Annotated in this window: 20 protein-coding genes; 8 read left to right on the plus strand and 12 right to left on the minus strand. The window is 44.3% G+C overall.

Features of this window, described 5'->3' with window-relative positions; translation table 11 throughout:
* Positions 1 to 35 precede the first annotated feature (35 nt).
* The 3 genes from hda to QWZ13_RS12605 are packed head-to-tail and all read right to left on the minus strand — an operon-like array spanning position 36 to position 3,015.
* Positions 36 to 740 carry a DnaA regulatory inactivator Hda gene (gene hda, locus QWZ13_RS12595; RefSeq protein ID WP_290282071.1) on the minus strand — a complete coding sequence of 235 codons (705 nt, stop codon included), beginning with the start codon at positions 738 to 740 and terminating at the stop codon, positions 36 to 38.
* A complete protein-coding gene (locus QWZ13_RS12600; RefSeq protein WP_290282072.1) occupies positions 741 to 1,967 on the minus strand; it encodes an AI-2E family transporter in 1,227 nt (408 codons plus the stop codon).
* Positions 1,921 to 3,015 carry a DUF2066 domain-containing protein gene (locus QWZ13_RS12605; protein ID WP_290282073.1) on the minus strand — a complete coding sequence of 365 codons (1,095 nt, stop codon included), beginning with the start codon at positions 3,013 to 3,015 and terminating at the stop codon, positions 1,921 to 1,923. Before QWZ13_RS12605 ends, QWZ13_RS12600 begins: the two co-directional genes overlap by 47 nt.
* Before the next feature lie 187 nt (positions 3,016 to 3,202).
* Between QWZ13_RS12605 and purM the strand changes: the two genes are divergently transcribed.
* From purM to QWZ13_RS12625, 4 genes are read left to right on the plus strand one after another with little or no spacing between them, the layout of a single operon-like run.
* Complete coding sequence (purM, locus tag QWZ13_RS12610; RefSeq protein ID WP_290282074.1) at positions 3,203 to 4,258, plus strand: phosphoribosylformylglycinamidine cyclo-ligase; 1,056 nt, start codon at positions 3,203 to 3,205, stop codon at positions 4,256 to 4,258.
* Entirely contained in the window at positions 4,258 to 4,914 is a 657-nt protein-coding gene (gene purN, locus QWZ13_RS12615; RefSeq protein WP_290282075.1) for a phosphoribosylglycinamide formyltransferase, read from the plus strand. Before purM ends, purN begins: the two co-directional genes overlap by 1 nt.
* Before the next feature lie 19 nt (positions 4,915 to 4,933).
* A complete protein-coding gene (locus tag QWZ13_RS12620) occupies positions 4,934 to 5,659 on the plus strand; it encodes a DUF3108 domain-containing protein (protein ID WP_216001545.1) in 726 nt (241 codons plus the stop codon).
* 55 nt (positions 5,660 to 5,714) lie between these two features.
* The gene (locus QWZ13_RS12625; RefSeq protein WP_290282076.1) at positions 5,715 to 6,710 is read left to right on the plus strand and encodes a 2-hydroxyacid dehydrogenase; all 996 of its coding nucleotides are present in this window, start codon (positions 5,715 to 5,717) and stop codon (positions 6,708 to 6,710) included.
* A 50-nt stretch (positions 6,711 to 6,760) separates the two neighbouring features.
* On the opposite strand, the gene QWZ13_RS12630 is transcribed toward QWZ13_RS12625, so the two are convergent.
* Positions 6,761 to 8,941 carry a malate synthase G gene (locus QWZ13_RS12630; RefSeq protein ID WP_290282077.1) on the minus strand — a complete coding sequence of 727 codons (2,181 nt, stop codon included), beginning with the start codon at positions 8,939 to 8,941 and terminating at the stop codon, positions 6,761 to 6,763.
* Between the two features lie 104 nt (positions 8,942 to 9,045).
* Positions 9,046 to 9,996 (minus strand): LysR family transcriptional regulator, encoded by a 951-nt coding sequence (locus QWZ13_RS12635; protein WP_216001542.1) that lies wholly within the window; start codon positions 9,994 to 9,996, stop codon positions 9,046 to 9,048.
* Positions 9,997 to 10,209: 213 nt separating this feature from the next.
* On the opposite strand from QWZ13_RS12635, the gene QWZ13_RS12640 reads away from it, so the two are divergent.
* On the plus strand, positions 10,210 to 11,805 hold the full coding sequence (locus QWZ13_RS12640; protein ID WP_290282078.1) for an isocitrate lyase: 1,596 nt from the start codon (positions 10,210 to 10,212) through the stop codon (positions 11,803 to 11,805).
* Between the two features lie 112 nt (positions 11,806 to 11,917).
* The gene (locus QWZ13_RS12645) at positions 11,918 to 12,169 is read left to right on the plus strand and encodes a hypothetical protein (protein ID WP_290282079.1); all 252 of its coding nucleotides are present in this window, start codon (positions 11,918 to 11,920) and stop codon (positions 12,167 to 12,169) included.
* On the opposite strand, the gene QWZ13_RS12650 is transcribed toward QWZ13_RS12645, so the two are convergent.
* The gene (locus QWZ13_RS12650; RefSeq protein WP_290282080.1) at positions 12,140 to 12,679 is read right to left on the minus strand and encodes an NUDIX hydrolase; all 540 of its coding nucleotides are present in this window, start codon (positions 12,677 to 12,679) and stop codon (positions 12,140 to 12,142) included. The genes QWZ13_RS12645 and QWZ13_RS12650 overlap by 30 nt on opposite strands.
* A 184-nt stretch (positions 12,680 to 12,863) precedes the next feature.
* Between QWZ13_RS12650 and QWZ13_RS12655 the strand changes: the two genes are divergently transcribed.
* The gene (locus QWZ13_RS12655) at positions 12,864 to 13,490 is read left to right on the plus strand and encodes a 3'-5' exonuclease (protein ID WP_290282081.1); all 627 of its coding nucleotides are present in this window, start codon (positions 12,864 to 12,866) and stop codon (positions 13,488 to 13,490) included.
* Positions 13,491 to 13,504: 14 nt separating this feature from the next.
* On the opposite strand, the gene QWZ13_RS12660 is transcribed toward QWZ13_RS12655, so the two are convergent.
* The 3 genes from QWZ13_RS12660 to QWZ13_RS12670 form a co-directional block, all read right to left on the minus strand.
* Positions 13,505 to 14,278: a class I SAM-dependent methyltransferase gene (locus QWZ13_RS12660; RefSeq protein WP_290282082.1), complete on the minus strand. Its 774-nt coding sequence runs from the start codon at positions 14,276 to 14,278 to the stop codon at positions 13,505 to 13,507.
* 49 nt (positions 14,279 to 14,327) lie between these two features.
* On the minus strand, positions 14,328 to 14,654 hold the full coding sequence (locus QWZ13_RS12665; protein ID WP_435407060.1) for a hypothetical protein: 327 nt from the start codon (positions 14,652 to 14,654) through the stop codon (positions 14,328 to 14,330).
* 90 nt (positions 14,655 to 14,744) lie between these two features.
* Positions 14,745 to 15,116 (minus strand): VOC family protein, encoded by a 372-nt coding sequence (locus tag QWZ13_RS12670; RefSeq protein WP_290282083.1) that lies wholly within the window; start codon positions 15,114 to 15,116, stop codon positions 14,745 to 14,747.
* Positions 15,117 to 15,328: 212 nt separating this feature from the next.
* On the opposite strand from QWZ13_RS12670, the gene QWZ13_RS12675 reads away from it, so the two are divergent.
* A complete protein-coding gene (locus QWZ13_RS12675; RefSeq protein ID WP_290282084.1) occupies positions 15,329 to 15,487 on the plus strand; it encodes a hypothetical protein in 159 nt (52 codons plus the stop codon).
* Here the strand turns inward: QWZ13_RS12675 and QWZ13_RS12680 are convergent.
* From QWZ13_RS12680 to QWZ13_RS12690, 3 genes are read right to left on the minus strand one after another with little or no spacing between them, the layout of a single operon-like run.
* Positions 15,474 to 15,605, minus strand: a complete 132-nt coding sequence (locus QWZ13_RS12680; RefSeq protein ID WP_290279979.1) for a hypothetical protein — start codon at positions 15,603 to 15,605, stop codon at positions 15,474 to 15,476. The two genes, QWZ13_RS12675 and QWZ13_RS12680, sit on opposite strands and share 14 nt — an antisense overlap.
* Before the next feature lie 15 nt (positions 15,606 to 15,620).
* Positions 15,621 to 15,749, minus strand: coding sequence for a hypothetical protein (locus QWZ13_RS12685; RefSeq protein ID WP_290279980.1), 129 nt, complete (start codon positions 15,747 to 15,749; stop codon positions 15,621 to 15,623).
* Entirely contained in the window at positions 15,727 to 16,827 is a 1,101-nt protein-coding gene (locus QWZ13_RS12690) for an IS110 family RNA-guided transposase (protein ID WP_290279981.1), read from the minus strand. Before QWZ13_RS12690 ends, QWZ13_RS12685 begins: the two co-directional genes overlap by 23 nt.
* Between the last annotated feature and the right edge of the window lie 261 nt (positions 16,828 to 17,088).

Raw genomic sequence — 17,088 nt, forward strand, 5'->3', positions numbered from 1 at the left:
AACTTTTGTACGCAATACTTACAAACGTAAAGAAACTATAAGGCTAAAACTTGTTTTAAGAATGGAATCGTGAGCCGCCGCTTTGCCGCCAGAGATTCAGTATCTAACTTATCAAAGGTCGCGACCAGCTCTTTCATATTCTGATTATGGCGGAGAATTAAAAACTCAGCTACTTCGCGCTCTACAACCAATCCTCGTCGCCTCGCTTTCCAAATAACCCAATCAATTCGCTGGTCGTCATCGAGTTGAGATAATTGTAGAGTTAAACCTGAGCTCAATCGCGATTTTAGGTCAGGCAACTCAATAGGTAACTGCATCGGGCTACAATTACTGCCCACTAAGATCATTTTACCGCTGTCGCGCATTCGGTTGTAAAAATGAAAAATCGCTTCCTGCCACTGAGCATTACCGCTAACAAGCTCAATATTATCTAAAGCAATTGCATCAACCTCATCTAAACCGTCTAATGCCTCTGGTCCAAACTCTAGGCATTCGGCTAATGGCAAATACATGGTAGCCAAACCTTGCAATTGTAAATCGTGAATAGAGGCCTGCAAAATATGACTCACCCCCACCCCTTCGGCTCCCCAGATTAATATTAGATGGTCGTCTAATCGTGCTAGTGCTTGCCGCAACGTTCCAATCGCTAGGGCGTTATTGCCCGGCAGATAGTCTTCAAAGACGGCATTATCTTTGAATGTCACATGAAGTGGCATTTGTGGAGTAGCTTGATGAACCAATTACTTTTCCTCTGGACGGTTTAGTTCGTCGTCTGTTTGTTCTTTCGTTACTTCGCTGTCATTGGCGTTGTCGTCTGCATCCGTTAGGCCATTGTCACTGTCGTCCTCGTCATGGTGATCTGGACCATACAATTCGCTCACGCGATAATTATCGTGCATCTGCCGAACTAAAACCATGATCACGGCCGCAGTAGGTAAGGCTAATAAAATACCGACAAAACCGAATAATTGTCCGCCCGCCAACACTGCAAATATAACGGCAACGGGATGTAACCCTATTCTATCACCGACAAACTTTGGCGTTAATACAGTGCCTTCAAGCGTTTGACCCACACCAAATACAACAGCAACAAGCACCAAGTGAGTAATATCACCAAACTGAAAAAACGCTGCTACTAATGCGGCGCCAATGCCAACAATCGCACCTAAATACGGTACAACAGAGGCCAGCCCAGCTAACAAACCGATCAATAACCCTAAGTCTAAGCCGATCAACATTAAGCCAACTGAATAGATTACAGCCAAAGCCAACATGACCATAAGTTGACCACGGAAAAATGCGCCTAGTGTTTCATGGCAAGCAGACGCTAAATGAGACGATTTTTTATAGTAATATCGCGGAATCAAAGCACCAATTTTCGCGATAACATCGTCCCAGTCCCTTAGAAGATAAAACCAAACAACGGGAACCAATACTAAATTACCGATGAATCCAATCAGCGCAAAGCTACTTTGAGTCACATTACCGATAATGTTTTTAGCAATATTACCGGTTGCCCCCCAATTCAGTTGCTGGCTGAGTTGAAGCCAATCTAACTGAGCCAACTCGACACCAAACTTTGCCTCCACCATGGGTATAAAAGTGGATTTAATGTAATTGATTAAGGTCGGAATCAGCTTAATCAATTGGTCTATCTGTTCAACTAATGCCGGCACAAGGATGAGACCCGCCAACACAAATACAGCGGTTAGGGCTAAAAACGTCACCACAACACCTTGAGTGCGAGAAAGCTTCCAAGTTTGCAGTTTATCTACTATAGGGTCCCCCATATAGGCCAATAAAATAGCCGTCAGGAATGGACCTAAGATGGGAGACAATAAACTAAGCAGCCATATGGATAAGCCCAAACAGGCTAATATAAACCATTTTTGTGAATCGGTGACTTTCATGCTTCTATCCTTAGGGTTGCCACATAAATAACAACTCATTATCGAGTTGAGCTTCAAGCGTTGTTTCTAATAAAGGAATCAGTTTTTTATCGAGTGCTAGCAAATCGGAGAACTGATTTCTATCACCACTGATCTCTACATCAAACACAACAGCCGATTCAGACAATGAACTCAGCGTAAGCTGCGTGATCATGTTAATAGACTGCAAATAAGACTCTATAGCCGCTAAAGTTTGGGCATTTTGCACGTCTTGAATTTTTACGGACACAGCGCCAATTTGATTGGCATCTAAAACGAACGCATATTGCTCGGATAAGCGCTGCGCCACCATATCAAAGCCTTGTTCGGTAACTTCATCTAAAGTACCGCTAACGGTCGGAAGCCTGATACGCTCGCCTTTAAATAACATTAACCAATCGGCTTTATAACTATCACCTTCTCCCGTTAATCGACCGGCTAAAATGGCTTCTGGGGCATAACGTTCGGAAGCGGATTGAATATCGCTGGAAAAGAGTCCATAGACATCCGAAAATGAAATGCTCAGCGTATCGGTTAAATCCATAATGGGTAACACGATTGGAATTCCGCGCTGTTGCGCATTGGCCAAAATAGTTTCAGCGACCTCTCCAGTTTCAGAATCAGCCAATATATGATCTTGATTATTGACGCGATCCGCTAACCAAATTAAAACCTCAGGACGCTTTTCACCCCATACTGGCAAACCATTAGCTATTAATAAATCGTTTACCAATTTTTTATCAAACTCTAATATCATGGCTTTGGTAGGAATTTTCTCTCCTAACACATTGGTAAAAAACTCACTGCTTTCTACAAATCTAAAAGAGCTCAAATAACGATCACCCACGTTCAGAGCATCAACAATATCCGGGCTTTCAGTAATCGATTTAATTCCAGAGACTCGAATAAGTGTTTCTTTAAAGGCACTTTGTACCGCTTCGGATTGCTCTTTATTATTAGCGTTTAAGCTCACAACCACGGTATTGCGATACAACTCAACCTCGGTGGCTGCTGCACTAAAGCCACTGACACACGCTAAAAAGGCACTTAACACTAGCACCAAGCTCAGTCGTGATTTGATATTCATACCCTACTCCGAATGCATTTTAAAATGGCTAAAAACCGCTATTGTGACAGAGCGTAACCAAAAATACAGCGATCTGTGTAACAAACTAAAAAACTGACCGATTAGACATGCTGATTAACGCTAAAGACGCTGTTACAATCCGCGCGCCATTAAGGCTGGTGATCATTTTTCATTCTTGGAGCCCTTCATGACCGACCAAAACAAGCCATCATTAAGCTATAAAGACGCAGGTGTTGATATCGACGCTGGTAATGCTCTCGTTGAACGTATTAAAGGGACAGTGAAAGCAACTCGACGCCCAGAAGTAATAGGCGGCATCGGTGGTTTTGGAGCTTTGTGTAAAATACCAAAAGGCTATGAAAGCCCTGTACTCGTCTCTGGTACAGACGGCGTAGGCACCAAATTAAAGCTGGCAATGGATCTTGATCACCACGATACCATTGGTATAGATCTAGTGGCCATGTGTGTGAATGACTTAATCGTGTGTGGTGCAGAACCACTATTCTTCTTAGATTATTATGCAACTGGAAAGCTAAGTGTTGATATTGCTAGCCGAGTTGTCGCTGGTATTGGTGAGGGTTGCCAACAAGCCAATTGCTCGTTAGTGGGTGGTGAAACGGCCGAAATGCCCGGAATGTACCAAGGTGAAGACTACGATTTAGCTGGGTTTTGTACCGGCGTCGTTGAAGAAAACGCCATCTTAGATGGCAGCAAAGTAGCTGAAGGAGATGTCGTAATTGGCTTACCTTCAAGCGGCCCTCACTCAAATGGGTATTCATTAATACGCAAAGTATTAGAAGTATCTGGTGAATCGACCGACCAACCTTTAGGCGAAACAACCTTAGCAAAAGCACTCATGGCGCCAACGACTATCTATGTGAAACCAATTTTAGAGTTGTTAAAAAGCCAACCAGTGCATGCAATATCTCACATCACCGGTGGCGGCTTCTACGAAAATCTACCTCGCGTTCTGCCTGATAACTGCAGTATTCGCATTGATGCCAACGCTTGGCAAGCGCCTGACGTGTTTAACTGGTTGCAAGAAAAAGGCAACATTACTGATACTGAAATGTTCCGAACGTTCAACTGTGGTATCGGTTTAGCATTAGTCGTACCGGCCACGGCGCAGCAGTCGGTAATGGATTCACTATCGGCTATGGATCAAAAGCCAGTCGTCATTGGTGCTATTGAAGCTCTACAAGGCGAAGGCGAACGCGTACTTATTGATGGCATAAACGGTTAATGATGAAACGAATAGTTGTGCTCATCAGCGGCGGCGGTAGCAACCTCCAAACCATATTAGATAACTGTCTATCGGGTGAGATTAATGGGCGTGTTGAAGCGGTTATTTCAAACCGCCCAGACGCATATGGATTGGTACGAGCTAAGCGCTACGGCTGTGAAGCCATTACCTTAGACCATAAACAATTTACCAGCCGAGAAGCGTTTGATGAGCAGCTTCAAGCAACCATCGATGAATTCAGCCCAGACTTAGTGGTTTTGGCTGGGTTCATGCGCATTTTAACGCCCGAGTTTGTTCAAGCCTACTTGGGGAAGATGATTAACATACACCCATCTTTACTGCCCAAATACCCCGGGCTACACACACACAAAAGAGCATTGGAAGCCGGTGACAAAGAAGCCGGAGCAACCGTTCATTTTGTAACGCCGGAATTAGATGGTGGCCCCCCTATTTTGCAAGGCAAAGTGCCCATTTTACCTAAAGATGAAGAGCTCGATCTTGCCAAACGCGTTATAGCGATAGAGCATGTTATTTACCCCAAAGTGGTGGGTTGGTTTTGCGAAGAACGCTTAACCCTGGCTGAAGGTGACGTAATCTTTGCAGGTAAAACACTTCAAATACCGCTGACATTAGATGATACTAACGCCACCAAGTAAAACTAATTGGATTTCTTGAATGGCGTTACACTTTTTCAAAACTGTATTTACCTTTCTAGGGATTGCGATAGGCAGCATTGCCTTTGCAGCAGACCCGCTTTTGCCATTTGAAGCCAAACTTAAAGCTACTCGCTTTGGCGCTGTAGATGTCCATTTAACTGGTACGATGTACCTGCGTACAAAAGACAATCAGTGGGAATTTGCTTTAAACGCCAAAAAAGGCGGCATTTCAACCCAAGAAGTATCTAAGGGTACATTACTTCAAGACAACCGGTTTTTGCCAACCAGCTATAATAAGAAAGCCCGTGTTTTCCTAATTAAAGAAGACATTGAGTGGCGTTTTGATTGGCCAAAAAACAAGGTAACTGGCCAAGTCAAAAAAGATAAGCTAAGCCACACAATCAAAGCCAATACCTTTGACCCTTTAAGTTATCAGTTAGCATTAAGGCAACAATTGAAAACAGGTGCTACCGAGCTCAATGTCATTAATTTGCGTTACAAAAACCCTGAACCTCATCGGTTTGAAGTAATTGGTGAAGAACTCCTCGACGTCGACGGTGATTTAATTTATACGAAAATTGTAAAACAAGTACAACCGCAGAAAAAAGACACCAAATATTTGATCTGGGTTGCACCTGAGCTTGATTATATTACGTTAAAATTTGCAAGCTATAGGAAAGGCAAGTTAAAAGATTTGGTTGAAGTGGAGTCGCTTACTATCAATGGTCAGCCAATCAATCTCTAACTTGCCTATATTTACATTTAACCACTCGGCCAGTGGGTAAACATAGGAATTCGCCATGAGAGTTGCCGTATTCAGCAGCAAGCCATACGATGAAAACCATTTAATCCAAGCCAATAAACACAACCATCACTTTTCTTTTTTTGAATCCCATTTAGATGAAACCACTGTCGCACTTTCTCAAGGCTTTGACGCGGTTTGTTGCTTTGTAAACGACACGCTTAATGCAGACGTCATAAAACACCTAGAAGATAACGGTATAAAACTTATAGCTATGCGCTGCGCAGGCTTTAACAATGTCGATTTAGAGGCCGCACAAAAAGCCAACATCACAGTAACCCGAGTACCTGAGTATTCTCCCTATGCAGTAGCAGAGCATGCGGTAGCGCTCATTCTTGCGCTAAACCGCAACATCCATCGAGCCTATAATCGAGTTCGTGAAAACAATTATGCACTCGACGGTCTCATGGGGTTTGATTTGCATGGCAAAACAATTGGTGTGATCGGCACAGGCAAAATTGGTTTAGCCTTTATTAAAATCATGCGTGGGTTTGGCTGTACGGTAAATTGCTATGACCCATACCCAAACCCTGAAATAACGCCTGTAATGGCAAACTATGTTGGGCTAGAAAAAATATGGACTGACAGTGATATCGTTTCATTACACTGCCCATTAATGGACGCTACCAACCACATGATTAATCAGGAAACACTGGCCCAAATGAAAGACGGTGTTACCCTAATTAATACCAGCCGAGGCGGCCTAATAGACACTGGCGCTGTTATATCAGCATTAAAAAGTGGGAAAATAGGTAATTTAGGGTTAGATGTTTATGAGGAAGAGGCCGAGCTGTTTTTCGAAAACAATTCCAATAAGATTCTGTACGATGATCAATTAGCACGGTTACTGTCATTTCTTAATGTGATTGTAACCGGACACCAAGCTTTTTTTACCGCTGAAGCCTTAACGGCCATTGCCCAAGTTACTCTGAACAATATTGATGGATTTACCGAAGGAAACTTCGACACAATATTTCAAGTAAACGCCGAGTAATCAGCCGAAAATAATCGCGCCCTAGCATTTGCCTAAGGCGCGAAACTTGGTTATTTCGCCAAACTCGCCTTTAAATTTAAACGCGCTTGGTGCAACAATGGCTCTGTGTAGCCACTTGGCTGCTCAACCCCTTTAAAGACCAAATCGAGCGCCGCCTGAAAAGCAATACTGCTATCAAAATTAGGCGCCATAGGCGTGTATTCAGGGTCCCCAGCGTTTTGTTCATCCACAACCGCGGCCATGCGCTTCATCGTTTCTAATACTTGAGCTTCATTCGTAAGGCCGTGTACTAACCAATTACACATGTGCTGGCTAGAAATACGCAGTGTCGCTCTGTCTTCCATGAGCCCGACATTATTTATATCGGGCACTTTCGAACAGCCTACCCCTTGGTTTACCCAACGAACTACATACCCTAATATTCCTTGCGCGTTATTGTCTAACTCACCTTGAATTTCTTCAGCAGTTAAACTATTGGAGTCTTCTAATAAAGGAATGGTCAGAATATCTGAACGTTTCGCTCTTTCTCGCTGTGAAATTGAATTTTGCAATTCGAATACATTAACTTGATGGTAATGAGTCGCGTGTAAAGTGGCTCCATTAGGTGATGGTACCCAGGCTGTTGTTGCACCTGATTTAGGGTGCGCAATTTTTTGCTCAAGCATAGCGGCCATTTCATCTGGCATGGCCCACATACCTTTGCCAATTTGCGCCTTACCCGATAACCCTGCGGCCAAACCGGCATCAACATTATTGTCTTCGTAGGCACCAATCCAAGTGGTCGTTTTCATTTTGGTTTTTGGAATGAAAGCGCCTGCAAACATGCTAGTGTGGATTTCATCACCGGTACGATCAAGGAAGCCCGTGTTGATAAACACAACACGCTCAGATGCCGCCTTAATACAGGCACTTAAATTTAATGAAGTACGGCGCTCTTCATCCATAATGCCTATTTTAATCGTGTTATCCGCTAAACCCAACGCCTCTTCTACTCGAGCAAACAAGCGAACGGCAAAGGCAACTTCTTCAGGACCGTGCATTTTCGGCTTAACAATATAGATGCTGCCAGTGCGACTATTTTGGAATTTGCTCAGCTTTTTAAGATCGTGCATGGCGGCTAATACGGTCACCATTGCATCTAAAATACCTTCAGGAATTTCATCGCCATTGGCATTTAAAATAGCAGGGTTAGTCATTAAGTGCCCAACATTGCGGATAAACATCAGACTTCGGCCTTGCAACCGAACTTCTTCACCTGCGACCGTTTGATAAAGCCGATCGGCGGCCATATCTCGCGTCAGCTTTTGACCATTTTTAACAAAACCAGCCGACAGCGTTCCGTTCATTAAACCTAACCAATTGCGATAAACTTCCACTTTATCTTCAGCATCTACTGCGGCGATTGAATCTTCACAATCCATAATGGTTGTAATGGCGGCTTCAACTAACAAGTCTTTAACGCCAGCCGGATCGGCTTCGCCTATTTGGTGATGAGCATCAATTTGAATTTCAACGTGTAGTCCATTGTTCTTCAACAGTATTGCCGAAGGAGATTCTGCCTTACCCTTATATCCGATGTACTGAGTAGCATCGGCTAATCGGCCTTGCTCCTCATTTTTGAAGGTTACAACCAAACCATCGGCATCAACGCTGTATTGAGTAACAAGTTCATGACCTTGCGTGGACAACGGAAAAGTTTCATTTAAAAAGTTTTTCGCATAATCAATGACTTTCTGACCCCGAACTGGATTATACGCTCCGGCTCGCTCAGCGCCGCCCTGTTCAGATATTGCATCAGTACCGTACAGTGCATCATAAAGGCTGCCCCAACGCGCATTGGCTGCATTCAAGGCGAACCGAGCATTTTTAACGGGTACCACCAACTGAGCGCCCGCTTGCTGCGCTATTTCGGTATCGACATTTTGTGTTGTTACCTGAAACGGCGCCGGCTCTGGCAACAAATAACCAATATCGGTTAAAAATTCCGTGTAAGCTTGAGCATCATGAGGCTGACCTGCACGCTCTTTATGCCAATCATCTATTAAACGCTGAAGTTCTTCTCGCTTGGCTAGTAACATTTTATTTTCTGGTGCTAGGTCATTAAAAATTGACGAAAGCTCTGCCCAGAAATGCGCACTACTGACTCCCGTGCCGGGGGCTATCTCATCTTCGATCAATGCAAACAACTTTTTATCGATCTGAAGATCGCCACTGTTCAGGTATTGACTCATCGCTTTAGTCCTTCGTCAGAATTTTTTGTTGTGTTCCTATACTAATCACCAAAATTAATTTATCTAATCTATATTAGTTATACTTTCCATTCATAATATGAATGTTAAAAGTACGGTGCTGGGATTTCTTCTGCAACGTCAATGATCATGCGGCGTAGCCATCTATGGGCTGGGTCATGATGAAGCAACGGGCTCCAAACCATTTTCAACAATAACGACGGTATTTCAAAGGGAGGTGCTTTAATCGCCAACCGATCATTCCTGGCTTGCAAATGTGCGGCTCGTGCTGGAATAGTAACCACTAGGTCATTTTCTTCGGCAAGCAACATAGCGGCACCATAGTGGCGCGTATAAACCGAAATATGCCTTTTTTTGCCCAGTTGATTGAGCACTTCATCTACAAACCCTAAACGCTGTACATCATCTGGATTAACCCCCACGCCAACCCCATAGCCTGTCTTACTCACCCAAATATGACGCGCTTTTAGATAATTCGTTAAACTAAAATTTTCTAAAATGGGATTATTCTTACTTAACATGCAACAAAAATTATCTGACCACACTGTCATTTGATGGAACGATTGCGGCAATGTATCAAAACGGTTTATCACCATGTCGACCCGCCCTTGTTCTACATCTGAAAAGTTAACGTCACTGGGCGTCATAATATCTAACGCTACATTCGGCGCTTCGTCCGATAAGCGCTTTAGTAACGCCGGCAACAGAGTAGATTCAGCATAATCACTGGCCATGATCCGAAAAACTCGATTACTTTCAGCGGCATCAAAATGATGTCGAGGCGTGACCACTTTCTCTAGGCTTTGCAATGCCATGCGCAGCATAGGCTCTAAATCTCTTGCACGCTCGGTCGGTGTCATGCCATCGCTGGTTCTGATCAGTAATGGGTCTTCAAATAGGTCGCGCAAGCGACGCAAACCATTACTCATGGCCGGCTGACTAATACCTAGCTGATGCGCAGCTTTAGTAACGCTGCGCTCTTTTAAAAGAACATCTAAGTACACCAATAAGTTCATATCAACCCGATTCAGATGCATTTCAACCCTCCAAGCGTAATTTATTATTTAGCGTAATTTCGCTAGAAAACAGGTATTTACCACCCTTTATAACTTCTGCGAATGTCAGGCATCATAGATATAAATTAGACGAATCACAAATAGATTCTTATCTTTGGGTCATCACCAGCGGGAAACAACATTAATTTCCGCCGTTATTTTGGATGCCAACGACCAAGAAAAGAGGGTTTACACATGACTCAATACAGCAACGATATCAGTCAAATTTCTGAACTAAAGGACAAAGCTGGCAGCAGCTGGTCAGCAATCAACCCGGAATATGCCGCTCGTATGCGCGCTCAAAACCGATTCCGTACAGGTCTTGATATTGCGAAATACACGGCAGACATTATGCGTAACGATATGGACGCATACGATATTGACCCAACTAAATACACTCAATCTCTAGGTTGCTGGCATGGTTTTATCGGCCAACAGAAAATGATTTCTATTAAGAAGCATTTTGAAGGTAAAACAGATCGTCGTTACTTATATCTTTCTGGTTGGATGGTTGCAGCGCTACGCTCTGAGTTCGGTCCACTGCCCGATCAATCAATGCATGAGAAAACTTCTGTTGCCGCTTTAATTAAAGAGCTTTACACCTTCTTGCGCCAAGCCGATGCGCGTGAGCTAGGCGGTTTATTCCGCGACTTAGACGCCGCTCGCGAAGCCGGCGACAGCGATAAAGCAGCCAGCATACAAGACCAAATCGATAACTACGTTACTCATGTTGTTCCTATTATTGCCGACATTGACGCTGGTTTTGGTAATGCTGAAGCCACTTACCTAATGGCTAAACAAATGATCGAAGCGGGTGCATGTTGTATCCAGATCGAAAACCAAGTGTCTGATGAGAAGCAATGTGGTCACCAAGACGGTAAAGTTACTGTTCCACATGAAGACTTCTTAGCTAAAATCCGTGCGGTTCGTTACGCTTTCTTAGAACTAGGTGTGGATAACGGCGTTATCGTTGCTCGTACAGACTCTTTAGGTGCTGGCCTTACTAAGCAGATCGCGGTATCACGTGAACCGGGTGATTTAGGAGATCAGTACAACTCTTTCTTAGATTGCGAAGAAGTTGGACCAGAAGCTCTACAAAACGGCGATGTTATCCTTAACCGTAACGGTAAGTTACTTCGTCCTAAACGTTTACCGTCTAACTTGTTCCAGTTCCGCCAAGGAACGGGTGAAGATCGTTGCGTACTGGATTCAATTACGTCTTTACAAAACGGTGCAGACTTATTGTGGATCGAAACTGAAAAGCCGCACATCGGCCAAATCGGTGGCATGGTTGACCGCATCCGTGAAGTAATCCCGAATGCGAAACTGGTCTACAACAACTCGCCTTCTTTCAACTGGACATTAAACTTCCGTCAGCAAGTATTCGATGCATGGGCTGAAGCGGGTAAAGATACATCAGCGTACAACCGCGATAACCTAATGAGCGCAAACTACGATGAAAGTGACTTGGCTAAAGAAGCCGATGAGCGCATCCGTACGTTCCAAGCGGACTCTTCACGTCAAGCGGGCATCTTCCACCACTTGATTACGCTTCCTACGTACCACACGGCTGCATTGTCTACTGACAACCTAGCTAAAGAGTACTTCGGTGATCAAGGCATGCTTGGCTACGTAGCTAACGTTCAGCGTAAAGAGATTCGCCAGTCTATCGCTTGTGTGAAGCACCAAAACATGTCGGGTTCTGACATCGGTGATGATCACAAAGAGTACTTCTCTGGTGAAGCAGCCCTTAAAGCCGGCGGCAAAGACAATACGATGAACCAGTTCTAATCTACTGCTTCTAAAACCAACCTCCCCTGACTATGGTCTTGGGAGGTTTTTTTGTAGTCATTTTAAAGTTCAGTGCCCTACCTGCTTTTGATTTAACCCGAAGCCCTAAACAGTGGCTATAACCCGCTTTGGTGGTGGGATTTGCTTTCGCGGGTCGCTGTTCGCGCATCCTGCGCCGCTAAACTTCGCCATCCATGGCTCAGATGCCCGCTACAGCAAACCCCACCACCAAAGCTATCTACAACAACCACTCAATGAAGTAAGAGCGCTCGAAGCAAAGCGAAGACGCGATGGGGTTGATTTTCTTTTACCTAACTCTAGTACGAAGTTATTTTTAAAGCAGCGTTTTTCTGACCATTCTTAAAACACTTTCCTCTTGAGTGATCATTTCAATCTCGGCTCGGCTCATCCATTTAAGCTCGTTAGATTCTTCGCTTATTGTGAGCGTTTCGTTATCGGCTATAAACCAGTAACGAATATCTAAATGATTATGCTTCGGCTCACTCTTTCGCTCGGGAATAGCGTGAACATCAACATCGAAAATCTCAGTTTGTTTTAACGTAAGGTTTGCAAGCCCTGTTTCTTCTTGCGCTTCACGCAAGCTTGCTTGCGCTAAAGATTCATCACTGTCATCCACATGGCCGCCAGGCTGCACCCAAATATCTAATTTTTTGTGGTGCAGTAATACGGCTTTGGTTTGCTCTGCATTAGTGATCCACGCCGAAGCTGTTAAGTGCCCTACTAAGGTATCTCTTGCCCAATAACGAGGCTGTTCGGCTACAAATTGAGTGATAAATTCGAGTGACTTGGCCTCTTCCTCGCAGCTCGGGGTTACTTTGCTAAGGTGCTGTAATACGGTTTCTTGGCTTTCCATTATGCTCAGGTTCCATAAATTTTCGCGCAGTATAAACGATGGTCGGTAGGGTTTCGATTGCCTGTTTGTCTAAATTAACGGTTACTTACTGAATAGGCGTTGAGCGCTTCAGCTAAACTAATTAGAATGCCCTCTTTTATATGCCTGCTTTTATGGCGTTCACACCTTTTTTGGAGTTATTTGATTGAGCCGTGCCGATTCCCTTGTTGTTCTAGATTTTGAAACCACGGGTCTTTCACCCGATATGGGTGATCGCGCTATTGAAATTGGCGCTGTTAAAATTGAAGAAGGTGTCATTGTTGATCAGTTTCAAGCGCTCATGAACCCTGGCAGACGTGTAGACCCATTTATCGAACGTTATACAGGCATTACCAATACCATGCTCACCAGCGCAGACTCTTGTGCTGACGTCATGGCAGATTTCGCTGAGTTTATCGGTGATAGCAATTTGCTCGCACACAATGCCTCATTTGATAAACGCTTTCTTGATGCGGAGTTTCAGCGAATAAAGCATCAATATCGCGGTGAATTTATCTGCTCGCTTTTAGTATCTCGCCGCATTTTTCAGAACGCACCCAACCATAAACTGGGTACTTTGGTGGGTTACTGTAATATAGAATCAAATGGTGCTTTTCACAGAGCCTTATACGATTCAGAGATGACGGCAAAGCTTTGGCTAGCCATTATTGATATTATATGCCAGCGCTCGAACTTAGAGACCCTACCCTTTAATGCCGCACAAAAACTTTGCAAAACCCCAAAAAAGTCTATCGATAAATATCTAGAATCACTAAAGCCCATAGTCGCCTAACGCCTTCAAAAAATTTAGTGAGCTAGCTCTGCAAGCGTCACTTTATAAGAGACCGTTCCTTTTACGGTTTCATTAAAGCCATGCTTAATAAGCAATCTACGAAGCTTTGTATCGAATGCTTCAGCCTGCTCTGGCACCATTCGATCTAGGCTAAACCCATTGCGAGCATGAAAAGAAGAAATATAGTGGTCGATGTTTTGCTCAACGAGACTAACGGGCATTTCAGTGGTTAAGGGTGCCTCGATGTAACCACCCTTAGTCAACATGGTTACCACGTTATAGGGTTTAAAGGTTTTTGTCGTTGAGAAGGCTTTCACTAGGGCAAGAATTTCATCTTGAAGCCCTTCAATTGCGATATCACCACCCGTGATTATTGCAAAACGAGCATTAGGCTTGGCAACGGCTCTTAACGCTGGAAAAGCGCGATCCCAATCGGTCCAGTGAATACTGTTTGCAGCAACAATTAAATCGAATGCTTGAGGCGATTCAAAGCTTTCGATGTAACTTTGCTTAAAATCTACATCCGCATTCTTCGCTGTTGCTGCTTTTATCATTTCAACAGACGGGTCAACGCCTGTTACGCAGTGCCCTAGCTGAGCTAATGGTATGGCTATTTCTCCTGTGCCTGTACCAACATCTAATACCGACATATTTTCAAGCTGGAGGCTATTCGATAGGAATTGAATAACATCAGGCGTATATTCTGGTCGATAGCCATAGTTTTCAACGACCGATTTATCTGAAAACTGATCACCTATCGCTTTACTTAAATGCTCAGGCTTATTCATTTACACCCTTACTAACCTAAAATCGCTGATACTTACTATCGAAAAACAGCTAAGAATTTATAGCATATAAAATTGCGATGAATGCGACTACAAAACCCATGCAGCTAATAACCCCAGGAAGATTATTGCGCGCCAGTTCAGAAAGGTTTGCCTTCATAAGCTGTTTTTCTTGATCACAAATTTCATCACCACACCCCCGACAAAAACGGTCATTAATGCAAATAAATTTTGCACAGTGCACACACCGATAGCGGTCTCTGGTATTCCAAGGGAGCGCACCGACTACTGAATTAGGCAATGCGCGCATAGCCTTAACTTGATCAATAGTAAAAGTAATACCGCAGCTACGACAATGATGGTCACCATCTGCGACCACACCTTTACAAGAAGGACAGTTATAAATGTCTTCTAATGTTTTAATGGTTAAAATCCTTTAACACTTCATTTTCAAGCTAACTTATACCGCTCAAACATGCTGATCAATTAATATTTTATTTCCATCAGGGTCAGTCACAGAGAAACTGCCAGGCCCACTATCACCTTCAATGCTCTCTTGGGTTACCTCTAACCCCTCTGCTTTATATTTAACATGCAGCTCTCTTACATCTGAAAAAGCACCCACAGATTGCGCACTCTGGTCCCAACCTGGGTTGAATGTAAGAATATTGCTTTCAAACATTCCCTGAAAAAGACCAATATTGGTATCACCGTTCTTCATAATCAAATAGCCGTGTGACTCGTCACCACCGAAAGCACTGAAGCCTAGTTTTTCGTAGAAAACCTTCGACGCACTTAAATCTTTAACCGCCAAACTGACTGAAAAGCAACCTATCGACATTGGAGCACTCCTTTTACTGTTCGTTGAGTAGGAAGTATAGCCTTGATTGAGTTGTAAGCCTTCATATGCTGACTACGAGTGGAATATTCGCGTCTCCGCTTTGCTTCGATCACTCCTACAAAAGCTTTGAAATGGTGGAATAGTTAGCTTTGGCGGTGGGTTTCACTGCAGCGGGCATCTGAGCCATGGATGGCGAAGTTTAGCGGCGCAGGATGCGCGAACAGCGACCCGCGGAAGTGGAATCCGCCGCCAACGCAAATTCAGGCAGTGTAATTTCGACTAAAGACAAGCTCAAAATAATCGCGTCTCAGCTTTGCTTAAATCACTTATATGGACCCGTCCGTTGTTGCAAGCCACTTATTTTACATTAGATTGAGATTGCACGCTTATATTCGGCTTCTTATTTAGGACGGCCGTCGCCTTCTGTCCTGAGCCATTATGAGTTGTGCTCTTACTGTCCTGATCTCCTACGCGGCTTCTTTGAGCCAAAGCGCTCTCAAGGGTTCAGTAAGTCGATCTTATCTTTTGTGTCTTAAGGGTCTGCGCAACCTCTAGGTTAATCTGATTTATAACTTCTAACTTACCTTGCTGGTTCTTTTTCTCTTTTGACTTAAGAGTGGTATACCGAACCATTTTTCATCAGTGCCCAACTGATTCTGGCGAGCTTATTCGCGAGTGCCACGATGATGACATTGGGATGCTTGTTCCCTTCGTGCTTCATCACCCATTGCTTTAGAGCACTGTCTTTTTCCTGCCGCTGCAAGGATTTATAAGCCGACCTCGCGCCATGCACCAGCATCTTACGGATCTGTTTATTGCCTTGTTTACTAATGCCAAGCAAGACATCTTTCCCTCCGCTGGAGTGCTGTCTGGGAACCAACCCCAGTGAAGCACTGACATGACGACCACTGGCAAACGATGCAGCCTTGCCAATGTGACTGTAGAGAAGCGTTGAGATGATTGGACCGATACCCGGTATGCTTTGAAGACGCTTACAGGTTTCATTTGAGTTGGCGATCTGCGCGATTTCTTTGGCGTATTGCTGCTCTTGCTGTTCGCGTTGCAACCACTGCTGCCTGAGGTCGGCTATCATTCGCCGACCTCGAACGCTGAGCTCATTCGTTCCATCCTCTAACACCAATAACACCTGCTCACGGATAGCTTTTGCACCCTTAGGAAGAATGACTCCATATTCAGCCAACAGACCTCGGAGCTCATTGCCTACGGCAACACGCTCTTTCACTATACGCTCCCGAACACGATGCAACGCCTGAAGATCTTGTTGCTCAACATTTTTTACAGCAACGGTCGGCATGGTTGGTCGACTCGCTGCTTCAGCGATGCCAAGAGCATCCCTGGTGTCATTTTTGTTCACCTGAACGAAGGGTTTAACGTAACGAGGGTGTATAACTTTAACGGTGTGACCGAGCTTAGCCAACTGCCTAGCCCAGTAATGGGATCCGCTGCAAGCTTCCATAGCGACGACAGATGTTGGCTGCTTCGCAAGAAAAGGCAACACTTGAGCACGCTTGAGCTGCTTCTTTTTAATCTCATTGCCGCGATGATCTAACACAGACAATTGAAAAACAGACTTCGCCAAATCAAGACCGATAATGTTAGTATTTTGCATGATGGATCCTCCTGCTGGATGCCGTACCTGATTAGAGTTTTGCAACTTAATCATGGCACAAGTGGGACGGGTCCATCTCATTTCCTACAAAAGCTTTGAAATGGTGGAATAGTTAGCTTTGGCGGTAGGTTTCAATGCAGCGGGCATCTGAGCCATGGATGGCGAAGTTTTGCGGCGCAGGATGCGCGAACAGCGACCCGCGGAAGTGGAAGCCGCCGCCAACGCGGGTTCAGGCAGTGTAATTTCGGCTTAAGACAAGTTCACAACAATCGCGTCTCCGCTTTGCTTCGATCACTCCTACAAAAGCTTTGAAATGGTGGAATAGTTAGCTTTGGCGGTAGG

The sequence above is a fragment of the Reinekea marina genome (genome assembly GCF_030409715.1).
Taxonomy (GTDB): domain Bacteria; phylum Pseudomonadota; class Gammaproteobacteria; order Pseudomonadales; family Natronospirillaceae; genus Reinekea; species Reinekea marina.